Genomic DNA, 17,918 nt, shown 5'->3' on the forward strand with positions numbered 1-17,918 from the left:
TGTGCCGTTGGGGAGTCTGACTGGCGCGTCGCACGGTTGGTTCAGCCCTGGGCAGGCTGCGCTCGTATGAACCCTCGAGCGGGCGACGGGCCGCCACGTCTTTTACACCAAAGCAAATTAATGCTTTGATGTCAAAGTTATTACTCAATGAGTTATCTAATTGTGAGTGAAGGAAAGCTTTCGAGTGAAACTGATATCGCGGGTGGGAGCATCTTCGACCTGAGCCTGTTCCAGGCCCTGCGGCGCTTGCAGCAGGACGCCGAAGTGCACGCCAAACGCCTGGCGCGTTTCGGCGGGCTGACGCCCGTGCAGCTGATGATCCTGCAGGTGCTGGCCGGCGAGGGGCAGCAGACGGCCAGCGCACTCAGCCGGCGGGTCAGCCTGACGGCGGCAACGCTGTCCGGTGTGCTGGATCGACTCGAAGAGGGTGGCCTGCTGCGCCGCCATCGCGATGAGTCCGATCGGCGCCGCCAGTGGTTGCTGCTGACGGACGAGGGGCGCGCGCTGCTGCAGGAAGCGCCGCCGCTGCTGCCGCCCGAGTTCCGTGCGCGCTTTGCCGCGCTGCCGGACTGGGAACGGCATGCGATCACCGCGGCGCTGCTGCGCGCGGCCAGCCTCTGCGGCGAAGTCGGCTGAGCGCTACTGGCGGAAGCCGTCGACGATGTACTCGGCCAGTGCCTCGGTTACCGGCGACTGGGTCTGTGCGTTGCGCAGTAGCACGATGCTCGACAGCGGCAGCGGCGGCAGCCCTTCGGCCTCGCCGAGAATGCGCAGGTCGGTGGGAATCAGGCTCTGCAACTGAGCGGTCACTGCCAGGCCGGCGCCGACCAGCGCCATGATCGCCGACAGGCTCGGGCTGGTGTAGGCGATGCGGTAGTCGATTTCTGCCGCCTCCAGCGCGTTGCACACCCAGGCACGGCAGAAACAGCCACTGTTGAACATTGCCAGCGGTATCGGCCGTTGCTGATGCAGGTCGAAGCCGGCCGCTTCGGCCCAGACGAAGCGCTCCTGGCGCAGCAGTTGACCGATCTCGGTGCCCGGTTCGCGGGTGACGATGGTCAGGTCGAGATCCTTGCGCCCCAGCAGTTGCCCGGACGGTTCGCAATGCACCTCTACCTGGACCAGCGGATAGGCCTGGGCGAAGCGCGCCAGGATGCCGGGCAGGAAGCGCATCACGTAATCGTCCGGCGTGCCGATGCGCACCGCGCCGACCATGTGCGGCTGGCGCAGTGTGGTGATCACCTCGCCGTGCAGCTTGAGGATGCGCCTGGCGTAGCCGAGCAGCACCTGGCCCTCGGCTGTGAGCGTTACCTGCCGGCCACTGCGCTCGAACAGCGGGCGCTGCAGCACGTCTTCCTCGAGTCGCTTCATCTGCATGCTGACCGCCGACTGGGTGCGGTTGACCGCTTCGGCGGCACGGGTGAAGCCGCCGTGGTCGGCGATGGCGACAAAGCTGCGCAGCAGCTCCGTGTCGATGCTGGGGTAGTGGGCCATGGATCAATCTCGCAGATGGCTGGCATCAGAAGTATTCGTTGGATTGATCGTAGCCGGGTGGCGACACTTTCGCCATCCAGAGGAGGACACGCGATGAACCGGCAACGAATCCCACTGCATCACCCGCTGCGTTGGTTCGACGAATGGCGGCTGCCGCCGCTCTCGGCAGGGCGGCTGCTGGCGCGCCTGCGGCGCTGGCATCGGCTGGCGCGCCAACGTCGCCAGCTGGCGGCGCTGGACGAGCATGCGCTGAAGGATCTGGGGCTGAGCCGCGCCGACGTCGAGGCAGAGATCAGCCGGCCATTCTGGGACGATCCTCAGGACCGCGGCTGATCAGTGCCCCAGCAGCAGCTTCTGCACCCCCAGCGAAAGGCTGACGGTGACCAGCATCAGCGCGAACAGTCGCTGCAGCAGGGTGCCGCTGAGGTACTGCGCCAGGCGGTTGCCGGTGAGTACGCCACAGGCGCCACCGCCGGCCAGGCCGGCGAGCAGGGCCAATGGCGGCTGTGCGCCGGTCAGGTAGAGCAGAAAGCCCCCGCCGCTGACCAGGGCGATCACCGCCATCGAGGTGCCCATGGCGGCCAGCAGTGGCAGCGGGCTGAACCACAACAGCGCCGGCACGATGAGAAAACCACCCCCCACACCCATCAGGCCCGACAGCATGCCGACGCCGAAGCCGATGCCGGCGAGCGCCGGGTAGCGCATGGCCCGGCCTTCGCGCAGCGGCAGCTTCGCGCCGCGCCACATGCGCACAGCCGACCACAGCACCAGCAGGCAGAAGGCGACGATCAGCCATTTTTCCGGCACGTAGCGTCCCAACCACTGACCGGCCGCGTTACCGGGCAAGCCACAGAGCGCCAGCAACAGCGCCGGGCGCCAGGCGACCTGGCCGAGGCGGGCGCGGGGCACGGCGCCGACAAAGGCCGACATCGCCACTGCGCCAAGGCTGACGCCGATCGCATCGCGCAACGGCAGGTGCAGGCTCAATAGCAGTGGCAGGGCGACCAGCGAGCCGCCGGCGCCGGTCAGGCCCAGCAACAGGCCGAGCACGATGCCGATGCCCAACGCTTCGAACAGCAGCGCGTCCATCAGGCGCTGCCGCCTCGGCGCCGGTTAGGTCGAGCGCCACGGGATTTGGTGAACGGCATGCTTTCTCCGGTCGGTGGCGCCGGCGCGCCCGGTTACTGGGACAGAGCCTTGCGCAAGGTGAAGGCGCCGCGCAAGTCGCCCTGGCTGAAGCCGCGCGCCTGATCGTCCGGGTAGTAGCGGGAAATCAGGCTGACCAGCTCCGGTTTTACCGCGGTGCCGTGACAGGCCAGGCAAGGCTCGCCCGTACCGATGGCTTGCATGTAGCGGTACTCGTTACCGATGACCTCGCCGTGATTGAGCTGTTCCAGCGGCTCGCCGGCCGCGGCGCGCTGTTCGAACTGCTCCAGCACCTTGCGCTCCCAGGCGTCCGGAGCGTTGTCCGGATTGCGCAGGCGCAGCGCGGTCCGGCCGACACGCCAGGGCTCACGGCTGTGTTCCGAGGCGATCACCGGCGCCAGCAGGTGACAGCTCTTCACCGCCTTGGTCGGGCCGCCGCTGGCCATGGCCTGTTTCACCGTGGCCAGCAATTGCTGCTGGAACGGCGGGATCAGGCTCGCGGCTTCCTGGCGCAGCGGGTCATCGGTGGCGGGAGTGGCGGCATACAGGTGCGCCGAGAGCAGGCTCAGGGCGATCAGGCTGGCTTTGTGCATCGGGCTTTCCTTCGGTTTGAATGTGCTGATTATAGGGGGGGGAGTATGTGGAAAGCACGATCGGCCGCGACGCCTACCCCTCGCCGCGCACCAGCCGACGCACCAGAAACCGGTTCGGGTGACAGGCTTCGGCGACGTCACGCGGCAGCGGCAGGGGCTCGTCCTCCAGCCAGGCAGCGATCAGCTCGCCCGACAGCAGCGTGCTGATCATCCCGCGCGAGCCGTGGGCGGTGTTGACGTAGAGCCCGTCCAGCCACGGGCACGGCGCATCGGGAATCTGCCGGGCGTTGCGGGTGAGCGAGGCGTAGGTCTCCAGGAAGCGCTCCTGATCTGCCAGCGGGCCGATCAGCGGCAGGTAGTCGGGGCTGGTGCAGCGAAATGCCGCACGCCCCTGTAGTTGCTCGGGCGGCTGCGCGGCGACCTGCAGCCGCTCAGTCAGGTCATGCGAGATGCCTTCGAGCAACTCGAGATTGGCCTGATGTTCCTCGACACTGAGTGCGGTGTCGGTGCCCTTGAAATTGAAGCTGGCACCGAGCGTGTGCTGCCCGTCGCGCGCCGGGGCGACATAGCCCTTGGCGCACAGCACGGTGCGCAGCGCGACACTGGCGGCGGTGGTCGGCAGGCAGGTGATCTGCCCGCGAATGCGCTTGAGCGGCAGCCAGGCGCTCTGCGGGAAATCGGCACTGTCCGCCGCCCCGGCGAGCACGACCACCGGTGCTTCGGCGAGTACCTGACCGTCGGCCAACGCCTGCCAGCTTTCGCCGTGGCGTTCGAGGCTGAGCACGGCGCGGTGCTGGCGCAGTTCGATGTTCGGCCGTGCCAGCAGATAGCGGCAGACCGCCGGCGGGTGCGCCCAGCCGGCCTCGGGATAGAACAGCCCGCCGCCCGGCAGGCTGATGCCGGCCAAGGCTTCGGCATCGGCCTGATCCAGCGGCCGTACCAGGCCTTCGGGAAAGGCCCCGGCCAGCTCTGCCTGGCGTTGTTGCTCCTTGTCGTCATAGGCCAGCTGCAGCACGCCACAGGCATCCCAGTCCTGGCCGCGCTGCAGACGCTCGAGCAGGCGGCGGGTGTAGCCGAAGCCGCTGACGACCAGCCTCGACAGCGCGGTGCCATGGGCCGAGAGCTTGAGATAGAGCACGCCCTGCGGGTTGCCGGAACCTTCTTCGGCGGGCCCGGCATGACGCTCGAGCACGGTGACCTGCCAGCCGCGGCGGGCCAGGCTGGCTGCACTGGCGCAGCCGGCCAGGCCGGCGCCGATCACCAGGGCCCGGCGTTCTCGAGGCGCCTGGCCTGGGCGGGCGAACCACGGGCGTGCGACCGCGGTTGGCGCGCCGATGAACTGGCCTCTGAGGATTTCACGCTTGTGGCCGAAGCCCGGCGCGCGCTGCATGTCGAAGCCCGCGTCGGTCAGCCCTCGGCGCACGAAGCCGGCGCTGGTGAAGGTGCCGAGTGTCGCCCCAGGCGCGGACAGCCGGGCCAGTTCGGCGAACAGCGCCGGCTGCCACATCTGTGGGTTCTTTGCCGGGGCGAAGCCGTCGAGAAACCAGGCATCGATGCGCGCATCCAGCGCCGGCAGGCAGTCGAGCACGTCGCCGACCAGCAGGGTCAGGCTCACTCGCCCATCGGCGAAGTTCAGCCGCTGGAAGCCGGGATGGATCGCCAGGTACTGGTCGAGCAGCTGCTCGGCCAGGGGTTCGAGCTGTGGCCAGAGCGACAGGGCGCGCTGCAGGTCGGCCCGGGTGAGCGGGTGCTTCTCGACGCTGACGAAGTGCAGGCGCGCCCCGGCCGGCGCCTGCCGGTCGAACAGCTGCCAGGCACAGAGGAAATTCAGACCGGTGCCAAAACCGGTTTCGCCAATGGTGAAGGCCTGCCCCGGCGCCAGTTCGGCGAAACGCCGGTCAAGCGCGTTCTGTGCCAGAAACACGTGCTCGGTCTCGGCCAGGCCGCTGGCGCGAGAGAAGTACACGTCGCCGTACTGGCGCGATTGCGGCTGGCCGCTGTCGTCCCAATCGAGTTCGGCGTGCTGGAAGCGGGGCGAAGTGGAATGGTCCTGCATGAGCTGTCCTGGGCGGTGTCGGGGCGGCAAATCAGGAGGCGCGGTGCGCCTCGTGTTCGAGTCGTTCGATGGCGGCATCGAGTGCGTCCAGCGCCGCCTCGGCGGCCGGGTCGCGCTGCTTGAGCAGGGTCTCGGCCTGCAAGCAGGCCTGGCGCAGCTGCGGTACGCCGCAGTAGCGCGTGGCCCCATGCAGCCGGTGCACGCGGTCGACCTGGGCCTGCAGGTCGCCGGCCTGGCGGGCCTGGCGGATCGCGAAGCGCTCCTGGGCCAGCGAGCCGAGCAGCATGCTCAGCATCTCGGCCGCCAGGTCGGCCTTGCCGGCTGCCAGCCGCAGGCCTTCGTCAGTGTCGAGCACCGGCAGGGCTTCGGCCGCCGGCGCGATCACCGGCGCTTCCTCGGGCGGGGCGACGGCGGGCTGCGAGGCCTGGCGCAGGCTGAGGCCGGTCCACTTGAGGATGACCTGGGCCAGTTGGCGGTCGCTGATCGGCTTGGTCAGGTAATCGTCGAGGCCGGCCTGCAGCAGGGCCCGCTTCTCGTTGGCCAGGGCATGCGCGGTCAGGGCAATGACCGGGACCGGCGAGCGGCCGGCCTTGTATTCCCACTGGCGCATCGCTTCGGTGGTCTGACGGCCGTCCATGCCGGGCATCTGCACATCCATCAGCACCAGGTCGAATACCTGCTCCTTGACGGCGGCCAGTGCGTCGGGGCCGTTGTCCACTGCCGTCACGGCCGCCCCCAGGTCGCTGAGCAGCGTTTCGACCAGCAGCAGGTTCGCCGGGTTGTCGTCGACGCAGAGCAGGCGCGGCTGGCGATGCGAGGGGGCCGTCGGCACGGGCGCTACCGGCTGCAGCGGGCGCACCAACTCGGCGAGCACGCGTTGCAGCTTGCGCATGCGCGCCGGCTTGGCCTGCAGCCGGGTGTGGCTGAAGGCGTCGGGCAGGGCGTCCTGATAGGCGGCCTGGTCTATCGTGGGGCAGAGCACCACGGTGCGGCAGCCGAGCGCCTCGAAGCGCTCGATGTGTTCGGCCAGCGCCAGTGGCGCGAGCTCGTGGATCGACACGCCAAGGACCGCCAGGTCGATCGGCAGACCTTCGTCGCGGGCCTGGGCGACGCCCTCGAGCATGCCCGCCAGGCTGTCGAACGGGTACGCCTGCAAGCCGCTGCTCTCGAGCTGATGCTGCAGCGCCTGGCGCGCCAGCGAGTGCTGCTCGTACAGCGCCACGCGCAGCTCGCGCAACGCCGGCGGCGGCTGGTCCTCGATGTCGTCGCGCGCTTTCGGCAGGCTCAGGCTGATCCAGAATTCCGAGCCTTCCTCGGGAATGCTGTCGACACCGATCTCGCCACCCATCTGCTCGATCAGGCGTTTGGAGATGACCAGGCCCAGGCCCGTCCCGCCGGGTTGGCGCGACAGTGAGTTGTCGGCCTGGCTGAAGGCCTGGAACAGCGCACGCAGATCGTCGTCGGTCAGGCCGATGCCGGTGTCCTGCACGCTGATGCGCAGCTGCGCACGCTCGGCGGTTTCGTCCTCGACCATCGCGCGCACGACGATGGTCCCTTCGTTGGTGAACTTGATGGCATTGCTGACCAGGTTGGTCAGCACCTGCTTGAGCCGCTGCGGGTCGCCGATCAGCGACAGCGGCGTGTCGCGGTAGACCAGGCTGATCAGCTCCAGCTGCTTGGTGTGCGCCGAGGGGGCGAGAATCGTCAGGGTTTCCTCGATCAGGTCGCGCAGGTTGAACGGCACGCTGTCGAGCACCAGCTTGCCCGCCTCGATCTTCGAGAAGTCGAGAATCTCGTTGATGATGCCGAGCAGGCTGTCGGCGGACTTCTCGATGGTTGCCAGGTAATCCTGCTGGCGCGGCGTCAGTTCGCTCTTCTGCAGCAAGTGGGTAAAGCCGAGGATGCCATTGAGCGGGGTGCGGATCTCGTGGCTCATGTTGGCGAGAAACTCGGACTTGATGCGGCTCGCTTCCAGGGCCTCCTTGCGCGCGAGATCGAGTTCGATGTTCTGGATCTCGATGGTTTCCAGGTTCTGCTGCACGTCCGCGGTGGCCTGGTCGATGCTCTGCTGCAGCTCTTCCTGGGCGCTCTGCAGCGCTTCGGCCATGCGGTTGATGCCTGAGGCGAGTTCATCCATCTCATGGCTGCCGAGCGCCGGCAGGCGGGTTTCCAGGTGGCCTTCCTTGAGCTGGGCGACCGCCAGCTTGACCCGCTCGAGCGGCTTGCTGATGGCCCGGCTCATGCGCAGGGCGAGCAGCGCGGTGATCAGCAGGCCGGCGCCGATCAGCACCAGGCTGGTGAGCAGGCTGCGGTAGCCGCGGATCAGCGTGCCCTGATGCGAAACCTCGAGTTCGAGCCAGCCGATCAGCGTGGGGTCGTTGGCACGGCTCTCGTCGGCCAGGTTGAGGTGGTGGGCCAGCACCGGCATCAGGATGCGCGTGGTGTCCAGCCCGCTGACCCGGGTCAGGCCCTCGGGGTCGGCCGGCGGCGAGGGGGTGACCATGCGCGGCCCGGCGTAGGCGCGCGGCTGGCGGTCCTTGTCGAGAATCGACACGGCGCGCACGTCGGTCTGATCGAGCACCTGGCTGATGATGCGCTGGAGGCGCTTGTCGTAGCCCAGGTTCATCGCCGGCGCCGCCAGCGGCGCCAGTTGCTGGGCGATCAGTTCGCCGCGCTCGTCGAGCTGGTAGCGCAGCTCGGTCAGCTGCATCCAGGTGAAGAAGATGCCAAGCACGACTGCCAGCAGGGTGCTCGGCAGCAGCGTCAGTATCAGTACACGACCACGAATTCCCAGGTCTTTGAGCACGGTCCATCCCCCAAGCGAGGGCGCTAGTGTAGCCCGTTGCCGCCAGCCGGCGTGAGGTCAGTCCAGCCCGCGGATGTCCTTGCCGTTGAAGTCCGGCAGCTTCCAGCGAAAGGTCATCGCCAGCACGCGGAACAGGAAGCCGGCCGCCAGCGCTGCCAGCGAGGCCAGCTCGTTGTTGACGCCCAGCCAGAGCAGGCCGACGTAGAGCACGCCGGCGAACAGCGCGACCGTGGCGTAGAGCTCGCGTTGCAGCACCATCGGCACCTGGGTGCAGAGCACGTCGCGCATGAGACCGCCGAAGATGCCGGTGACCAGGCCGGCGACCACCACGATCGCCGGGTGCGCGTTCATGCTCATGGCCACATCGCAACCGATCACGGTGAATGCCACCAGGCCCAGGCCATCGACCAGCAGGAAGATCATGCGCAGGTGATGCAGGTGGCGGGCGATCACTGCCGTGACGATGGCCGCGCCGATGGTGAACGCCAGGTATTCGGGGTTGGCGATCCAGCCCAGCGGGTAATGCCCAAGCAGCACGTCGCGCGCGGTGCCGCCACCCAGGGCGGTGACCGTGCCGAGCAGGCAGATGCCGAACAGGTCCATGCCGCGGCGCATGCCCATGATGGCGCCGGACATGGCTTCGGCGGTGATGGCGACCAGATAGATGGTGTGCAGCAGATCCACAACGGTGCTCCTGGCGAACGCAGCGGCGGGCTGCGACGAAAAGGTGCGCGATTATGGGGCTGTGCTGGCATCAATTGATGAAGCTAAGTATTTTTTGCCCATCCAAATATTTTCTTATGCAGGCGCCCGCGTGAACCTCGACCCGAAACAGACCGAAGCCTTCCGCGCGGTGATCAAGAGCGGCAGCTTCGAGCAGGCGGCGCAGCGTCTGCATCTCACCCCGCCGGCGATTTCACAGCGCGTGCGTGCGCTCGAGAGCGCACTGGGCAGCGCACTGATCGTGCGCAGCCGGCCGTGCCGGCCCACCGAGACCGGCCAGCGCCTGCTGCAGTACCTCAAACGCGCCACGCTGCTGGAGGCGGACCTGCTCGCCGAACTCGCCGAGCGCAGCGACGCGCCGCTGGTGGTGGTCGCCGCGCTGAACGCCGACAGCCTGGGCACCTGGTTCTTTCCGGCGCTGGCCGAGGTTCTGATCCGTGAGCGCGTCCTGCTCGACCTGACCGTCGAGGATCAGGACCACACCTACAGCCTGCTGGAAACCGGCCTGGCGATCGGCTGTATCAGCACCGAGCCGAAGCCGATGCGTGGCTGCACGGCCAGTGCTCTGGGCAGCATGCGTTACCGGCTGGTGGCCTCGGCCGCCTTTCGCGACCAACATTTCCCCTCCGGGATGACCCGCGCCGCCGCCCGCAAGGCACCGGTGGTTGCCTATACCCGCAAGGACACCCTGCAATCGTCGTTTCTGCTGCGCCGCTTCGGCCTGCCGGAGGGCGCCTATCCGTGCCACTACGTGCCGGGTGCCGAACCGCACTTCAACGCCATTCGCTACGGGCTTGGTTATGGCATGGTGCCGGAGCTGCTCATGCGCGAGGCCCTGAGCGGCGGCGAGGTGGTCGATCTGGCGGCAGACGAGCCGCTCGACCTGGCGCTGTACTGGCACACCTGGAAGGTTCAGTCGCCGCGCATGGAGCACCTTTCGCGGCAGATCGTCGAGGCCGCGCCGAGAATTCTCGCGCGCCCCTAGGCGTTGGCCGGCAGGCCCTGGGTCAGGGCGGCATCTCGTCGCTTCGGCTAACGGCTATGCCCGTCATCGGACGATGCCGGTATCATGTGCGCCTTTTCCAGATGCCCGCGGTGCTCCGACGCCATGACTAAGCATTACCCGACCATCGCCGACTGCATCGGCCACACGCCTCTGGTGCGCCTGCAACGCATGCCGGGGCAGACCAGCAATACCATCCTGGTCAAGCTCGAAGGCAACAACCCCGCCGGTTCGGTGAAGGATCGGCCGGCATTGTCGATGATCAACCGCGCCGAGCAGCGCGGCGATATCCGCCCGGGCGACACCCTGATCGAGGCCACCAGCGGCAACACCGGCATCGCCCTGGCGATGGCGGCGGCGATCAAGGGTTATCGGATGATCCTGATCATGCCGGACAACTCCAGCGCCGAGCGCAAGGCGGCGATGACCGCCTATGGCGCCGAGCTGATCCTGGTGAGCAAGGAGGAGGGCATGGAAGGGGCCCGCGACCTGGCGCTGAAGATGCAGGCCGAGGGGCACGGCAAGGTGCTCGACCAGTTCGCCAATGGCGATAACCCGATCGCGCACTACAACAGCACCGGCCCGGAGATCTGGGAGCAGACCGGCGGCAGCGTCACCCATTTCGTCAGCTCGATGGGCACCACCGGCACCATCATGGGCGTGTCGCGCTATCTCAAGGAGCAGAACCCGGACGTGCAGATCGTCGGCCTGCAACCGATGGAAGGCGCGGCCATTCCCGGCATTCGCCGCTGGCCTGCCGAGTACCTGCCAAAGATCTTCGAGGCCGAGCGGGTCGACCGCGTGGTCGATATGTCCCAGGCCGAAGCCGAGCAAACCATGCGCCGTCTGGCGCGCGAGGAAGGCATTTTCTGCGGCGTATCGTCCGGTGGTGCGGTCGCGGCAGCGCTACGCCTCTCGCAGGAGCTGGAGAACGCGGTGATCGTCGCGATCATCTGCGATCGCGGCGACCGCTACCTTTCCACCGGCGTCTATGACGCGGCCCACTGATCGCTGGCCCGGCCGCGCAGGTGAAGGCGCGGCCGGGTCGCTCCCCGACGACGGCAGGATCTTCTGATGGCAAGACGCAGCGGCGGTTTGCGCTTTCAGCCCGCAGGTGGCGAGCGCAAGGCGCAGGTTCCGCTGGGCAAGAAACAGGTACTGGTGATCGAGCGACTCGCTCACGACGGTCGGGGCATCGGTTTCTGTGACGGGCGCACCTGGTTCGTCGACGGAGCGCTGGCCGGCGAGCGGGTCGAGGCGCGCGTGCTCGGGGCGCATGCCAAGGTCGTCGAGGCGCGCTGCGAGCGCGTGCTCGAGGCGAGCGAACGGCGGCGCCCGGCTGCCTGTCCGCATGCCGACCTTTGCGGCGGTTGCAATCTGCAGCATCTGGGCGAGGCCGATCAGCTGGAGCTCAAGCAGCGCACCCTCGCCGAGCAGCTGCTGCGCTTGGCCGATCTGGAACCCGAACAGTGGGCCGCGCCGCTCAGCGGGCCGGCGTTCGGCTATCGGCGCCGCGCTCGTCTGGCGGTGCGCTGGGACGAGCGGGCCAAGCGACTGGAGGTCGGCTTCCGCGCCGGCGCCAGCCAGCGCATCGTCCCGGTCGAGGTCTGCCCGGTGCTGGTGCCGGTGCTCGAGGCGCTTTTGCAGCCGTTGCGGCTGACGCTCGAGCGCTTGCAGAAGCCGGCGGTGATCGGGCACGTCGAGCTGTTCAGCGGCACCGCCACCGCGGTGCTGGTACGCCATACCGCACCACTGCTCGAGGCCGATCGTCAGCAACTGCTCGCCTTTGCCGCAGCGCAGGGCGTGCAGCTCTGGTTGCAGGGCGAGGGTGACCCCCAGCCGGTGGTGCCGGCCCGCCTGGGCTATCGACTCGAGCGCTGGGACCTGGAACTGGCCTGGCAGCCCGGCGACTTCGTCCAGGTCAACGCGGCGATCAACGAAGCGATGATTGCGCAGGCGCTCGACTGGCTGGCACCGGCCCCCGGCGAGCGGGTGCTCGACCTGTTCTGCGGGCTGGGCAATTTTTCCCTGCCGCTGGCCCGGAGCGGCGCACGAGTGGTGGGCGTCGAGGGCGTCGAGGCGATGGTCCGACGGGCCCGAGCCAACGCCGAGCACAACGCGCTGAGCGACGTGCACTTTTATCGGGCGGATCTGTCGAAGCCGCTGGCCGAAGCCGCCTGGGCCGCCGAGGGCTTCGCGCGGGTGCTGCTCGATCCGCCGCGGGACGGCGCGCTGGAAGTCGTGCGCCAGATCGGTGCATTGCAGGCCGGGCGCCTGGTCTATGTTTCATGTAATCCGGCCACCCTGGCGCGGGATGCCGCCGAGCTGAGCCGGCAGGGCTATCGTCTGACGCGCGCTGGAGTACTGGACATGTTTCCGCAGACCGCTCACGTGGAGGCCATGGCGCTGTTCGAGAGGGGCGCTGGCGTGCGCGCGTAATTTTTTGACAGGCATCTGGCCTGTGGTTCAACCGACCGGCACATAGAATGCAGGCGTAATCGACGCAGAGTTCCTGCGTAGAGGGAAGGTTTCAGATGGTACAGGTGAGAGCGCTTCAGCCGATCAACACCGACGGCAGCATCAATCTGGAAAGTTGGCTCGACCACGTGCTGGGCATGGACCCGGCGCTCGACCGCAGCGCGCTTCGGGAGGCCTGCGAATTCGCCCGCGATGCCGAGCAGCAGGCCAATGCGGCACAGAATCTCTGGAGCGAGGGCGCGTCGAGCTACCAGATCGGCCTGGAGATCGCCGAGATCCTCGCCGACCTCAAGCTCGACCAGGACAGCCTGGTCGCCGCCGTGCTCTATCGCGGCGTACGCGAAGGCAAGATCCAGCTCGCCGACGTGCATTCGCGCTTCGGTCCGGTGGTCGCCAAGCTGATCGAGGGCGTACTGCGCATGGCGGCGATCAGCGCCAGCCTCAATCCGCGCGAGTCGCTGGTACTGCCACCGCAGACCCAGGTCGAGAACCTGCGCAAGATGCTGGTGGCGATGGTCGATGATGTGCGCGTCGCGCTGATCAAGCTCGCCGAGCGCACCTGTGCGATCCGTGCGGTGAAGAACGCCAGCGACGACAAGCGCCAGCGCGTGGCGCGTGAAGTGTTCGATATCTACGCACCGCTCGCGCACCGCCTCGGCATCGGCCACATCAAATGGGAGCTGGAGGACCTGTCCTTCCGCTACCTCGAGCCCGAGCAGTACAAGCAGATCGCCACCTTGCTGCACGAGCGTCGGCTCGACCGCGAGCAATACATCGCCAACGTGGTGCAGCAGCTCAAGGATGAACTGTCGGTGGCCGGCATCAAGGCCGAGATCGACGGCCGCGCCAAGCACATCTACTCGATCTGGCGGAAGATGCAGAAGAAGGGTCTGCAGTTCAGCCAGATTTACGACGTACGTGCCGTGCGCGTGCTGGTCCCGGAAGTCCGCGATTGCTATACCGCGCTCGGTATCGTGCACACCCTGTGGCGGCACATTCCCAAGGAATTCGACGACTACATCGCCAACCCCAAGGAGAACGGCTACCGCTCGTTGCATACCGCGGTGCTTGGCCCCGAGGGCAAGGTGCTGGAGGTGCAGATCCGCACCCACGCCATGCACGAGGAGGCCGAGCTCGGCGTCTGCGCGCACTGGCGTTACAAGGGCACCGACGTCAATTCCGGCTCCGATCACTACGAAGAGAAGATCGCCTGGCTGCGTCAGGTGCTCGAGTGGCACGAGGAACTTGGCGACATTGGCGGCCTGGCCGATCAGTTGCGCGTCGATATCGAGCCGGACCGCGTCTACGTCTTCACCCCGGACGGTCATGCCATCGATCTGCCCAAGGGCGCCACGCCGCTGGACTTCGCCTACCGGGTGCACACCGAGATCGGCCACAACTGCCGTGGCGCCAAGGTCAACGGGCGCATCGTGCCGCTCAACTACAGCCTGCAGACCGGCGAGCAGGTCGAGATCATCACCAGCAAGCAGGGCTCGCCGAGCCGCGACTGGCTGAACCCGAACCTCGGCTACATCACCACGTCGCGCTCGCGGGCGAAGATCGTCCACTGGTTCAAGCTGCAGGCGCGGGATCAGAACGTCGCGGCCGGCAAGGCATTGCTCGAACGCGAACTCTCGCGTCTCGACCTGCCGCCGGTGGATTACGATCGCCTGGCCGAAAAGACCAACCTGAAAACGGCCGAGGACATGTTCGCCGCACTGGGTGCCGGCGACCTGCGCCTGGCGCATCTGGTCAACATGGCCCAGCAATTGGTCGAGCCCGAGCGCGACGAGGATCAGCTTGAGCTGATCCCGCGGCGTTCGGCGCCGCACAAGCCGGGCAAGCGCGGCGACGTGCAGATCCAGGGCGTCGGCAACCTCTTGACGCAGATGGCCGGCTGCTGCCAGCCGCTGCCGGGCGACCCGATCGTCGGCTACATCACGCAGGGGCGTGGGGTGAGCATCCACCGCCAGGACTGCGCCTCGGTGCTGCAGCTGGCCGGGCGCGAGCCCGAGCGGATCATCCAGGTCAGCTGGGGGCCGGTGCCGGAGAAGACCTATCCGGTGGACATCGTCATCCGCGCCTACGACCGCTCGGGGCTGTTGCGCGACGTGTCGCAGGTGTTGCTCAACGAGCGCATCAACGTGCTGGCGATGAATACCCGCTCGAACAAGGAAGACAGCACGGCGCAGATGACGCTGACCATCGAGATTCCGGGGCTCAATGCGCTGGGCCGGCTGCTCAGTCGCATCTCGCAGCTGCCTAACATCATCGAGGCCAAGCGCCAGCGGGCAGCGTAAGACGCAGGGCCGGCGGCGCCGGCCGCGTCACGGTGGATGGGTGAAGGCTCATCCACTCCCAGTTGGCCTGACATTCGTAGCGTGGATGTCGCTTTTTACATCCACCGAAACGCCGCCGCGATAGCCTGGCTTGAGGAATTCTATGTACCAACTCGCCGATCTGCTGCACCTGATGGCCCGCCTGCGCGACCCGCAGCACGGTTGCCCCTGGGACCTGCAGCAGGATTACGCCAGCATCGTTCCGCATACGCTGGAGGAGGCCTACGAGGTCGCCGACGCCATCGAGCGGCGCGATTTCGCACACCTGCCCGGCGAGCTGGGCGACCTGCTGTTCCAGGTGGTCTATTACAGCCAGCTGGCGCGTGAGGAGGGGCGTTTCGACTTCGCCACGGTGGTCGATGCCATCACTCGCAAGCTGGTGCGCCGGCATCCGCACGTGTTTCCCGATGGCGACCTGTACGGCTCGCCCGAGCTGCCGCGGCTCGACGAGGCGGCGATCAAACAGCGCTGGGAACAGATCAAGGCCGAAGAACGTGCCGAGCAGGCCGCCGCACCGGAACAGCTTTCCCTGCTCGACGACGTGCCCCACGCGCTGCCGGCGCTCAGTCGAGCGGCAAAGCTGCAGAAGCGCGCCGCCGGCGTCGGCTTCGACTGGCCGGAAGCGTTGCCGGTGGTCGACAAGCTGCACGAGGAACTGAACGAGGTGCTCGAGGCCATGAGCGAGAACGATCCGCAGGCGATCGCCGAGGAGATCGGCGACCTGTTGTTCGTTGTCGTCAACCTCGCACGCCACCTGAAGGTCGACCCGGAGAACGCCCTGCGCGCGGCCAATGGCAAGTTCGAGCGGCGCTTTCGCTTCATCGAGCAGGCGCTGTGCGACGCCGGGCGCAGCCCCGAAAGCTGCGATCTCGAGGAGCTCGACGCGCTCTGGGACGCAGCCAAGAAGGCCGAACAGCCGCTTTCTTGCGGCTGACGATCCGTGACGGTGGATGTCGCATTTCACATCCACCACAATCCCGGGCTGGATCGCTGAACCGATCCCCCGCGTTCACTTTGATTTCACCACAGACGAGCCGAACCATGAGTCTTTCCCTTCGCGACCAACTGCTCAAGGCAGGCCTGGTCAATGAAAAGCAGGCCAAGCAGGCCGCCAAGCAGCAGCAGAAGCAGCAGCGCCTGGAGAAGAAGGGCCAGGTGGAAAAGGACAACAGCCAGCGCGAGGCGGCGCTCAAGGCGCAGGCCGAGAAACAGGCGCGCGATCAGGAACTCAACCGCCAGCAGCAGGAGAAGGCCGAGCAGAAGGCTCGCGCCGCGCAGGTCAAGCAACTGATCGAGCGCAGCCGCCTGCCCAAGCTCACCACCGACGACTACTACAACTTCGTCGACGACAAGAAGGTCAAGCGCATCTCGGTCAACAACCTGATGCGTGACAAGCTCTCCAGCGGCTCGCTGGCCATCGTGCGGCATGGCGGTGGCTACGAGATCATCCCGCGTGAGGCCGCGCTGAAGATCCAGGAGCGCGACCCGCGCCGGGTGGTGCTGCTCAACACCCGTACCGAGGAAGTTGATGCGGACGATCCGTACGCCGCCTATCAGGTGCCGGACGATCTGATGTGGTGAGGCCGCGCCGACGGAAGGGCGGATAGAAAAGCGCTGCGCCGCCCTCTACTGGAGGACCGCCAGCCAACCGGGTGGCAGACGTGGAGGGAGAGCCGATGTCAGCGCAACCAACCATCAACGACCGGGACCTGCAGTGGCGCGCCGCCGGCGTGCCGGGCGATCCCGAAGAACCCGGCGTGCCGGACCTGCCGCAGGAACCGGGCGAACCGACGGTGCCCGATCAGCCGCCACCGGCGCCGGTGGCCTGACCTGGCGGCGTCGCGCTCAAGCGACGCCTTGACGGCCTGCCAGCACGGCCCGCCGTACGCGGGCCGGTGCGGTCATTCGGCAAACGGATAGGTGTCGGGCAGCGCCTGCAGGTCCGGCTGCTGCGGGCCGATCGGCACGACCGGCGCGGTTTTCTCGAACCACACCAGGGCATCGAACTGCTCGGCGAGCACTGCGCGAAAGTAATGGCTCTGGCGTTCGGTCTGCGGCCGGTAGATGACGCCGATGGCGCGCTCCAGGCGGGGCTGCGCCAGCTGCTCGCGTAGCGTATGGCTACCCGGGCCACGCCAGTCGGTCAGCGACGCCGGCAGCCCGCAGCGCTGGAACAGCTGCTCCCAACTGTCCGGGCGCGACGGCAGCACGTCCTTGATGCGCATCGCTTCGTCCCAGTTGTCGGCCGCCGCCACCTGCCCATGGTCGGTGGCCATGCCGATCAGCACCGCGTCCCGGCCGAAGGCCGTGCGGCACAGCTCGCCGATGTTGAATTCGCCATCCCAGCCCATCGAGGTCGCCGCGGCATTGCCGATGTGCGAGTTGTGGGCCCAGACCACCGCCTTGGCGGTCGCCCCGCGATGCGCCAGCAGCGCGCGCAGGGTGTCGAACATATGCCTGTCGCGCAGGTTCCAGGATTCGCTCGAACGCCGGTACATGGCGCGGTAGTACTGCTCGGCTGCGCGCACGACGTGCGCGTTGCGTTCGGCATCGAAGAAACGCTCGCCGTCGCGCGCGCTGTAGGTCAAACGCTGTTCGAGCAGGCGGCTCAGCTGCTCGACCACGGCGTTCTCGCAAGAGGGCTCGCCGAGCATCACGTTGTGGCCGTAGCCGGCCGGCTCGTCCTGCCAGGGCGTCAGGCACCCGTAGCGGCGCCGGGCTTCGTCGGCGGCGTCCGGGTCGATCTGGTCCAGATAGCGCAACACCTGCTCGATGGAGCTGCCCAGGCTGTACACGTCCAGCCCGCGGAACTCCACGCGCTCGGCCGGGGGCAGGGCGTCGTTGTGCCCGCGTAGCCAGGCGGCGAAGTCGGCCACTTCGCGGTTGCGCCACATCCAGGTGGGAAAGCGCTTGAAGGCCTCGTCGATCCAGGTCGCCGGTTGGCCATGGCGGACGTTGGCGTCGATTTGCGCCGCATCCGGCCAGTCCGCTTCCGCGGCAATGATGTTGAATCCGTGCCGCTCGATCAGCCGCCGGGTGATCGCCGCCCGAGCGCGGTAGAACTCGCTGGTGCCATGGCTGGCCTCGCCGATGAGGACCACGCGGGCGTCGGCGAAGCGCTCGAAGGCGTCGGCAAAGTGGGCGTCTTCCGGGGCTGGCAGGGCGATGGCGTGACGCCGGAGGCAGTCGACGATCTGGTCTTCGGAAGGGGGTATGGCGCCTGAGCTGACGAGGGACATGTCGGTTGCTCCTGTGGCGAACAGTGCTATGGATGACAGGG

General features: G+C 67.5%; 16 protein-coding genes. 9 read left to right on the forward strand and 7 right to left on the reverse strand.

All coding sequences use genetic code 11. The features are described 5' to 3' along the window. Nucleotides 1-147: 147 nt before the first annotated feature. Nucleotides 148-636, forward strand: coding sequence for a MarR family winged helix-turn-helix transcriptional regulator (locus tag CL52_RS06915; RefSeq protein WP_200628245.1), 489 nt, complete (start codon nucleotides 148-150; stop codon nucleotides 634-636). A gap of 3 nt (nucleotides 637-639) precedes the next feature. Here CL52_RS06915 and CL52_RS06920 read toward each other — a convergent pair whose 3' ends face one another. After that, on the reverse strand, nucleotides 640-1,494 hold the full coding sequence (locus tag CL52_RS06920) for a LysR substrate-binding domain-containing protein (protein WP_043219311.1): 855 nt from the start codon (nucleotides 1,492-1,494) through the stop codon (nucleotides 640-642). A gap of 93 nt (nucleotides 1,495-1,587) precedes the next feature. On the opposite strand from CL52_RS06920, the gene CL52_RS06925 reads away from it, so the two are divergent. Then, nucleotides 1,588-1,827, forward strand: coding sequence for a DUF1127 domain-containing protein (locus CL52_RS06925; RefSeq protein WP_043219314.1), 240 nt, complete (start codon nucleotides 1,588-1,590; stop codon nucleotides 1,825-1,827). On the opposite strand, the gene CL52_RS06930 is transcribed toward CL52_RS06925, so the two are convergent. The 5 genes from CL52_RS06930 to CL52_RS06950 form a co-directional block, all read right to left on the reverse strand. Continuing rightward, complete coding sequence (locus CL52_RS06930; protein ID WP_043219316.1) at nucleotides 1,828-2,583, reverse strand: sulfite exporter TauE/SafE family protein; 756 nt, start codon at nucleotides 2,581-2,583, stop codon at nucleotides 1,828-1,830. 92 nt (nucleotides 2,584-2,675) lie between these two features. Then, entirely contained in the window at nucleotides 2,676-3,233 is a 558-nt protein-coding gene (locus tag CL52_RS06935; RefSeq protein ID WP_043219319.1) for a Tll0287-like domain-containing protein, read from the reverse strand. A gap of 73 nt (nucleotides 3,234-3,306) precedes the next feature. After that, nucleotides 3,307-5,289, reverse strand: coding sequence for a bifunctional tRNA (5-methylaminomethyl-2-thiouridine)(34)-methyltransferase MnmC2/FAD-dependent 5-carboxymethylaminomethyl-2-thiouridine(34) oxidoreductase MnmC1 (gene mnmC, locus CL52_RS06940; protein ID WP_043219322.1), 1,983 nt, complete (start codon nucleotides 5,287-5,289; stop codon nucleotides 3,307-3,309). A 31-nt stretch (nucleotides 5,290-5,320) separates the two neighbouring features. After that, nucleotides 5,321-8,095, reverse strand: a complete 2,775-nt coding sequence (locus CL52_RS06945) for a response regulator (protein WP_043219325.1) — start codon at nucleotides 8,093-8,095, stop codon at nucleotides 5,321-5,323. A gap of 57 nt (nucleotides 8,096-8,152) precedes the next feature. After that, entirely contained in the window at nucleotides 8,153-8,779 is a 627-nt protein-coding gene (locus tag CL52_RS06950) for a trimeric intracellular cation channel family protein (protein WP_041106176.1), read from the reverse strand. Between the two features lie 130 nt (nucleotides 8,780-8,909). Here CL52_RS06950 and CL52_RS06955 point away from each other — a divergent pair, with 130 nt between their 5' ends. From CL52_RS06955 to CL52_RS21315, 7 genes are all read left to right on the forward strand, one after another. After that, the gene (locus CL52_RS06955) at nucleotides 8,910-9,803 is read left to right on the forward strand and encodes an HTH-type transcriptional regulator ArgP (protein WP_043219330.1); all 894 of its coding nucleotides are present in this window, start codon (nucleotides 8,910-8,912) and stop codon (nucleotides 9,801-9,803) included. A gap of 123 nt (nucleotides 9,804-9,926) precedes the next feature. Next, on the forward strand, nucleotides 9,927-10,829 hold the full coding sequence (cysM, locus tag CL52_RS06960) for a cysteine synthase CysM (protein ID WP_041106172.1): 903 nt from the start codon (nucleotides 9,927-9,929) through the stop codon (nucleotides 10,827-10,829). Between the two features lie 66 nt (nucleotides 10,830-10,895). After that, nucleotides 10,896-12,260, forward strand: coding sequence for a 23S rRNA (uracil(1939)-C(5))-methyltransferase RlmD (rlmD, locus tag CL52_RS06965; protein WP_043219335.1), 1,365 nt, complete (start codon nucleotides 10,896-10,898; stop codon nucleotides 12,258-12,260). A 95-nt stretch (nucleotides 12,261-12,355) separates the two neighbouring features. Then, on the forward strand, nucleotides 12,356-14,599 hold the full coding sequence (gene relA, locus CL52_RS06970) for a GTP diphosphokinase (RefSeq protein ID WP_041106168.1): 2,244 nt from the start codon (nucleotides 12,356-12,358) through the stop codon (nucleotides 14,597-14,599). A 142-nt stretch (nucleotides 14,600-14,741) separates the two neighbouring features. Further along, nucleotides 14,742-15,572: a nucleoside triphosphate pyrophosphohydrolase gene (gene mazG, locus CL52_RS06975; protein WP_043219340.1), complete on the forward strand. Its 831-nt coding sequence runs from the start codon at nucleotides 14,742-14,744 to the stop codon at nucleotides 15,570-15,572. A gap of 107 nt (nucleotides 15,573-15,679) precedes the next feature. Continuing rightward, entirely contained in the window at nucleotides 15,680-16,219 is a 540-nt protein-coding gene (locus CL52_RS06980; protein WP_043219342.1) for a DUF2058 domain-containing protein, read from the forward strand. Nucleotides 16,220-16,314: 95 nt separating this feature from the next. Next, on the forward strand, nucleotides 16,315-16,467 hold the full coding sequence (locus CL52_RS21315; RefSeq protein WP_165563681.1) for a hypothetical protein: 153 nt from the start codon (nucleotides 16,315-16,317) through the stop codon (nucleotides 16,465-16,467). A gap of 72 nt (nucleotides 16,468-16,539) precedes the next feature. Here CL52_RS21315 and CL52_RS06985 read toward each other — a convergent pair whose 3' ends face one another. Next, nucleotides 16,540-17,877, reverse strand: coding sequence for an erythromycin esterase family protein (locus CL52_RS06985; protein WP_052264524.1), 1,338 nt, complete (start codon nucleotides 17,875-17,877; stop codon nucleotides 16,540-16,542). Between the last annotated feature and the right edge of the window lie 41 nt (nucleotides 17,878-17,918).

Source organism: Stutzerimonas balearica DSM 6083, assembly GCF_000818015.1.
Classification (GTDB): domain Bacteria; phylum Pseudomonadota; class Gammaproteobacteria; order Pseudomonadales; family Pseudomonadaceae; genus Stutzerimonas; species Stutzerimonas balearica.

Excerpts from the sequence above, each read along its gene's own strand:
- CL52_RS06915 (WP_200628245.1), top strand. The coding sequence starts at position 148 with ATGAGTTATCTAATTGTGAGTGAAGGAAAGCTTTCGAGTGAAACTGAT.
- CL52_RS06920 (WP_043219311.1), bottom strand. The coding sequence starts at position 1,494 with ATGGCCCACTACCCCAGCATCGACACGGAGCTGCTGCGCAGCTTTGTC.
- CL52_RS06925 (WP_043219314.1), top strand. The coding sequence starts at position 1,588 with ATGAACCGGCAACGAATCCCACTGCATCACCCGCTGCGTTGGTTCGAC.
- CL52_RS06930 (WP_043219316.1), bottom strand. The coding sequence starts at position 2,583 with ATGGACGCGCTGCTGTTCGAAGCGTTGGGCATCGGCATCGTGCTCGGC.
- CL52_RS06935 (WP_043219319.1), bottom strand. The coding sequence starts at position 3,233 with ATGCACAAAGCCAGCCTGATCGCCCTGAGCCTGCTCTCGGCGCACCTG.
- mnmC (WP_043219322.1), bottom strand. The coding sequence starts at position 5,289 with ATGCAGGACCATTCCACTTCGCCCCGCTTCCAGCACGCCGAACTCGAT.
- cysM (WP_041106172.1), top strand. The coding sequence starts at position 9,927 with ATGACTAAGCATTACCCGACCATCGCCGACTGCATCGGCCACACGCCT.
- rlmD (WP_043219335.1), top strand. The coding sequence starts at position 10,896 with ATGGCAAGACGCAGCGGCGGTTTGCGCTTTCAGCCCGCAGGTGGCGAG.
- relA (WP_041106168.1), top strand. The coding sequence starts at position 12,356 with ATGGTACAGGTGAGAGCGCTTCAGCCGATCAACACCGACGGCAGCATC.
- mazG (WP_043219340.1), top strand. The coding sequence starts at position 14,742 with ATGTACCAACTCGCCGATCTGCTGCACCTGATGGCCCGCCTGCGCGAC.
- CL52_RS06980 (WP_043219342.1), top strand. The coding sequence starts at position 15,680 with ATGAGTCTTTCCCTTCGCGACCAACTGCTCAAGGCAGGCCTGGTCAAT.
- CL52_RS21315 (WP_165563681.1), top strand. The coding sequence starts at position 16,315 with ATGTCAGCGCAACCAACCATCAACGACCGGGACCTGCAGTGGCGCGCC.
- CL52_RS06985 (WP_052264524.1), bottom strand. The coding sequence starts at position 17,877 with ATGTCCCTCGTCAGCTCAGGCGCCATACCCCCTTCCGAAGACCAGATC.